Below are 5,233 nucleotides of genomic sequence, written 5' to 3'. Positions count from 1 at the left end.
TCAGTGGAGGCGCGCGAAGCGCAGCCTCTGGGGGAGGCTGCGCGCAGCGCATGCCTCAGGGGCGCGGGGAACTGCGCGAGAAGCGGCCACCGGGCTGCGGACGAAGTACAACCCAGGGGCGCGAGGAACTGCGCGACCAGCCCCCACGGTGGCGCGCGTAACAGACGACCCAGGGGCGCGGGGAACTGCGCGACCGGCCCCCACGAGAGCCGCACCCGAAAGACGACCCAGGCGCGGGCCGAGGGTGGTTCGGGGCTGTGGTCCGGCGGGAATAAAGCGGAGTGGGCCTCCGTTATCGCCGGGACCGTACGACGAACGAAAAGCCCCGCAGGAGGACCCCGTGCCGGCCACCCAAGACGAGATCCGCGGCGCAGCCCACGGCACCGCCCCCACCCCCCTCTCGGTCCTGGACCTGGTCACCGTAGGAGCGGGCCGCACCGCCACCCAGGCCCTGGCCACCGGCGTCGACATCGCCCGCCTCGCCGAACGCCGCGGCTACCACCGCTACTGGGTCGCCGAGCACCACTCGATGCCCGGCGTCGCCTCCAGCAGCCCGGCCGTGATCCTGGCCCACCTCGCCGCCCACACCACCCGCATCCGCCTCGGCTCGGGCGGCGTCATGCTCCCCAACCACGCCCCCCTGGTCATCGCGGAGCAGTTCGGCACCCTGGAAGCCCTCGCCCCGCACCGCGTCGACCTCGGCCTCGGCCGCGCCCCCGGCACCGACGGCGCCACGGCCGCCGCCCTGCGCCGCAGCGACCGCCTGAACGAGGGCGCCGACGACTTCCCCCAGCAGCTCGCCGAGCTGACCCGCTTCCTCGACGACGACTTCCCCGACGGCCACCCCTACTCCCGCATCCACGCGGTCCCGGGCCCGGTCCAGGCCACCTCCCCGGGCGGCGTCCAGGACCCGCACCGCCCGCCGGTCTGGCTGCTCGGCTCCTCCGGCTTCAGCGCCCGGCTGGCCGGCGCCCTCGGCCTGCCGTTCGCCTTCGCGCACCACTTCTCCGCGCAGAACACGGTCCCGGCGCTCGACCTGTACCGCGAGTCGTTCCGCCCCTCCGCGGTGCTGTCCGAGCCCTACGCCCTGATCGGTGTCTCGGCGCTCGCCACCGACGACGACGGCACGCAGGCCCGCCGCCAGGTACTGGCCGCCGCGCTCAACATGGTGCGGCTGCGCACCGGCCGCCCCGGCCTGGTCCCGACGCCGGAGGAGGCGGAGGCGTACCAGTTCAACGAGATGGAGCGGGACTTCATCGACTCCTGGAACTCCAACGTCATCCACGGCACCGCCGACGAGGTCCGCTCCGGCCTGGACGACCTCCAGAAGCGCACCGGCGCCGACGAGCTGATGCTGACGGCCAACGCCCACACCGGCGAGGTCCGGCTGCGCAGCTACGAACTGATCGCCGACGCCTACGGGATGCCGCAGGGCTGACCCGCCCGGCCGCGCCGGCGCACGAGCCCCGCCCGTCATCCGGGCGGGGCTCGCGTGTGCCCGTGCGTCAGGAGGCGCGCCCCAGCAGCCGGGAGATCCGGTCCGGCGCCACCGGCCGCGAGTACAGCCATCCCTGCCCGGTGTCGCACCCGATCCGCCGCAGCCGCGCCGCCTGCTCGGCCGTCTCCACGCACTCCGCGGTCACCGTGAGCCCGAGCCGGTGCGCCAGCTGCACCAGCGCCTCCACGATCATCGCGTCGGCCGGATCGGTGGGCGCCGCCCCGTCCTCGTACTGGAAACCGCGGACGAACGACCCGTCCAGCTTCAGTACGGACACCGGCAGCCGGCTCAGGTACGCCAGGTTCGAGTAGCCGGTCCCGAAGTCGTCGATGGCGATGCGCACGCCCATGTCGCTGAGGGACTGGAGCGCCTGGAGGGGCCGCCCGGCCGAGCCCATGACGGCGGACTCGGTCAGCTCCAGTTGCAGCAGTTCGGGGGCGAGCCGGGTGTCCGCGAGGATCCGCGCGACGTCGGCCACCAGATCCGAGTCCCACACCTGCCGCACCGCGACGTTCACACTGACGAAGACCGGCGGGTCCGCCGGGTTCTCCAGCTGCCAGCGGCGCGCCTGGGCGCACGCCGTGCGCAGCACCCAGAGCCCGAGCTGCACGATCGAGCCGTCCTCCTCGGCGAGTCCGATGAACCGATTCGGCGTGAGCAGCCCGAACTGCGGGTGCCGCCAGCGCACCAGCGCCTCGACGCCGCGCACCGCCCCGTCCTCCAGCCGGACGAGCGGCTGGTAGTCCAGGACGAACTCGCCCCGCTCGACGGCGGGCCGCAGCCCCGACGACAGGGCCTGCCGGGTCATCCGGTGCGCGTTGCGCTCCGGGTCGAAGAGGGTCCAGCGGGCCTTGCCGTCCGCCTTCGCCCAGTACAGCGTGGTGTCGGCGGCCTGCATCAGACCGGTGGCCGACGTGCCCACGGCCTGCCGCTCGACGACGCCGACCGACGCGGAGACCGCCAGCCGCTGCCCGGCCAGGTCGAACGGCTCGCGCAGCGCGCTCAGCACGGCCTCCGCCAGGTCGGTCACCTGCTCGGTGCCGGCCGACTCCTCCACGAGCAGCGCGAACTCGTCGCCGCCGAGCCGGGCCACCAGCGGGGCGCCGGTGGTGTGCCGGGCCCGCTCCGCGCAGAGTTCGAGCCGCTGCGCGACGGCGGCGAGCAGCCGGTCGCCGACGTGGTGGCCGAGGGTGTCGTTGACCGCCTTGAACCCGTCGAGGTCGAGATAGCACAGGCCGACCCGCCCGCTCGTGCCCGTCTCGTCGTACGCGCCGGCCTCCAGCGCGGCGGTGAGCCGCTCGAAGAACAGGGCGCGGTTGGGCAGCTTCGTCACCGGGTCGTGCATCTGGAGGTGACGCAGCCGGGAGCGCAGTTCGCGGTGGGCGCTGAGGTCGTGCAGCGAGACGAGCGCGACCTCGCTGTCCGGCACCGGCGCGATCGTGACCCGGGTCCACACGGAGTGGCCGACGGGGTGCTTGAGGCGCCGGGTGCGCGAGAGGCGGGCCTGCCGGCCGTGCAGGACCTCCCGGTACGCGTCCCGGGTGTGCGGGTCGGACGAGAGGTCGAGCAGGTCGGCGGCGAGGCGTCCGACGACCGGCCGGTCGCTGTCGGCCCCCAGCAGGGCGAGCGCGGCGTGGTTGGCCCCGACGACGAGACCGGCGCGGTCGACGAGCGCCATGGGGAGCGGAGCGGCGAGGAACGCGGCGCGGTGGGTGGCGTCCGGGGTGGTGCGCTGCCCGGGGTGGCCACTCTCCGTGAGGGGATCGCGGCGCGGGTGCGGTGCGGACGCCTCGGTCGCCGTCGTGGGCCCATGGGGCTGTGCGCTCACCGTTCGCTCCCGCGTGCGTCGTCTGGATGCGTGTTCTGGTGCGGCCGGGTCCCGGCAGGAAAGTGTGCCGATCATAGAGGCAGGTCGGACGGCCTATCCAGCCTGCGCCGCGCACCGGCGGGGTCCCGGTGGGGGCGGCGGGGGACCGGCAGATCGTTTCTGCCCGGGCCGGGCCGGGCTTCTTGCGGGCGGCGACCGACTCGGACCATCTGTGACGTTCGGTGACCGTCGGGGTGTCGGCCGCTCACTCGTCCGGGCCAGATAAACAGGGCGAAGTGTGACAAGTACGCACAGTCTGGGTGGGGTGTCCCGCATTCCCCGTCCGGAGGTCGACTTGCCGCGTCCGCAGCCACTCGGGGGAGTGGACAAGCGCCGTCTGCGTGCCACCGCCGCCGCGCTGACCGCTCTCACCGCCCTGGCCGCCACCGGCCTGGTCGCGGGTCCCGCGGCGGCCGCGCCGCCCTACGCAGGACCCTGCGCCCTGGAGCGCACCGCCGACCACCACTCCGAGGGCCTGGACTCCTGGCACTCGGGCTACCCGCGCCCGACCAGACCCCTCAACGCGGTGATGGTCTTCCTCTCCTTCCCCGACTGGACCCCGGCGACGACCCCGGGCGAGCTGGCGGCCGACTACTTCCCGGCCACCAGCGACTTCTTCGAGCGCGCCTCGTACGGGAAGTTCCGGCTCGTCCCGCACCCGCAGCGGACCTGGATCGAGATGCCGCACTCCTCGACCTCGTACGCCATAAAGCGGGACTGGAGCGCCGCGCACCGCAGCGCGTACCTGCACGACGCCCTCGCGGTGGCGGACCCGGTGACCGACTTCAGCAAGTACGACGTCGTGTACTTCGTCGCCGACCCGGACGCGCCGGGCGTCGACTCGGACGCGACGAAGGTCGTGAACTTCGACCGGCCGATGCGCGCGGACGGCACCGACATCCGGCGGATCGTCACGGTCTTCGAGCACCACCCGCCGGACCGCAACGTCCTCGCGCACGAGACCGGCCACGTCTTCGACCTGCCCGACCTCTACCACCGGCCGACCGACGGCAAGGGGGACTGGGACACCTACGTCGGGGACTGGGACGTCATGGGCAGCCAGTTCGGTCTGGCCCCCGACTTCTTCGGCTGGCACAAGTGGAAGCTGGGCTGGCTGCCGTCGCGGCAGGTGGCCTGCGTGACGCGGACCGGGGACACCCGGCTGACCCTGGAGCCGTTGAGCACCGCGCCGCGGGTGCCGGGGGCCGCGTTCGGCACCGGGGACGGCACGAAGCTCGCCGTGGTGCGCACCGGGCCGTCCAGCGCCATCGCCCTGGAGGCCCGGGGCGCGGGCGGCAACGACGACGCGACCTGCACCCAGGGGGTCCTCGTCTACCGGGTCCGCAGCGACTCCGCCTCCGGCTCCGGGCCGGTCCAGGTGCTCGACTCCCATCCGTCGACCGAGGCCTGCTTCGGCGACTCGGTCTACCCGCCGCTGGCCGACGCCCCCGTCCGGGAGGGCGAGAGCTTCTCGGTCCCCGGGGAGAAGCTCCGCCTGGAGGTGGGGGGCCGGACGTCGTCGGGATCGTGGACGGTGAAGGTGACGACCGGCTAGCCCGCGACCGGCCCCCGGCGGCGCCGGTACGACGAAGGCCCCCACATGATGTGGGGCGCCGGTACGGCGAAGGCCCCCCACAAGAAGTGGAGGGCCTTCGGTGTGCTGTGCGCCATCAGGGACTCGAACCCCGGACACGCGGATGCTGTATCTCCCGGGGGCAACCCCCGGACCCCCGGCCTACTGTCCGGCAATGACCAAAGCCCCCCACAAGAAGTGGAGGGCCTTCGTCGTGCTGTGCGCCATCAGGGACTCGAACCCCGGACACGCGGATTAAGAGTCCGCTGCTCTAACCAACTGAGCTAATGGCGCC

General features: G+C 73.6%; 3 protein-coding genes and 1 tRNA gene. 2 read left to right on the top strand and 2 right to left on the bottom strand.

What is annotated here, in order from left to right; translation table 11 throughout:
* The first annotated feature begins 340 nt into the window (after nt 1-340).
* Nucleotides 341-1,438, top strand: coding sequence for an LLM class flavin-dependent oxidoreductase (locus ACIP5K_RS35630; RefSeq protein WP_401416656.1), 1,098 nt, complete (start codon nt 341-343; stop codon nt 1,436-1,438).
* A gap of 67 nt (nt 1,439-1,505) precedes the next feature.
* On the opposite strand, the gene ACIP5K_RS35625 is transcribed toward ACIP5K_RS35630, so the two are convergent.
* Complete coding sequence (locus tag ACIP5K_RS35625) at nt 1,506-3,326, bottom strand: putative bifunctional diguanylate cyclase/phosphodiesterase (RefSeq protein WP_401416653.1); 1,821 nt, start codon at nt 3,324-3,326, stop codon at nt 1,506-1,508.
* A gap of 361 nt (nt 3,327-3,687) precedes the next feature.
* Between ACIP5K_RS35625 and ACIP5K_RS35620 the strand changes: the two genes are divergently transcribed.
* Complete coding sequence (locus ACIP5K_RS35620) at nt 3,688-4,920, top strand: M6 family metalloprotease domain-containing protein (RefSeq protein ID WP_401416651.1); 1,233 nt, start codon at nt 3,688-3,690, stop codon at nt 4,918-4,920.
* 238 nt (nt 4,921-5,158) lie between these two features.
* On the opposite strand, the gene ACIP5K_RS35615 is transcribed toward ACIP5K_RS35620, so the two are convergent.
* Nucleotides 5,159-5,232 (bottom strand) — tRNA-Lys (locus ACIP5K_RS35615).
* Between the last annotated feature and the right edge of the window lies 1 nt (nt 5,233).

It is taken from the genome of Streptomyces sp. NPDC088785 (genome assembly GCF_044750685.1).
Taxonomy (GTDB): Bacteria; Actinomycetota; Actinomycetes; order Streptomycetales; family Streptomycetaceae; genus Streptomyces.
This window is presented reverse-complemented; position numbering and strand designations above follow the sequence as displayed.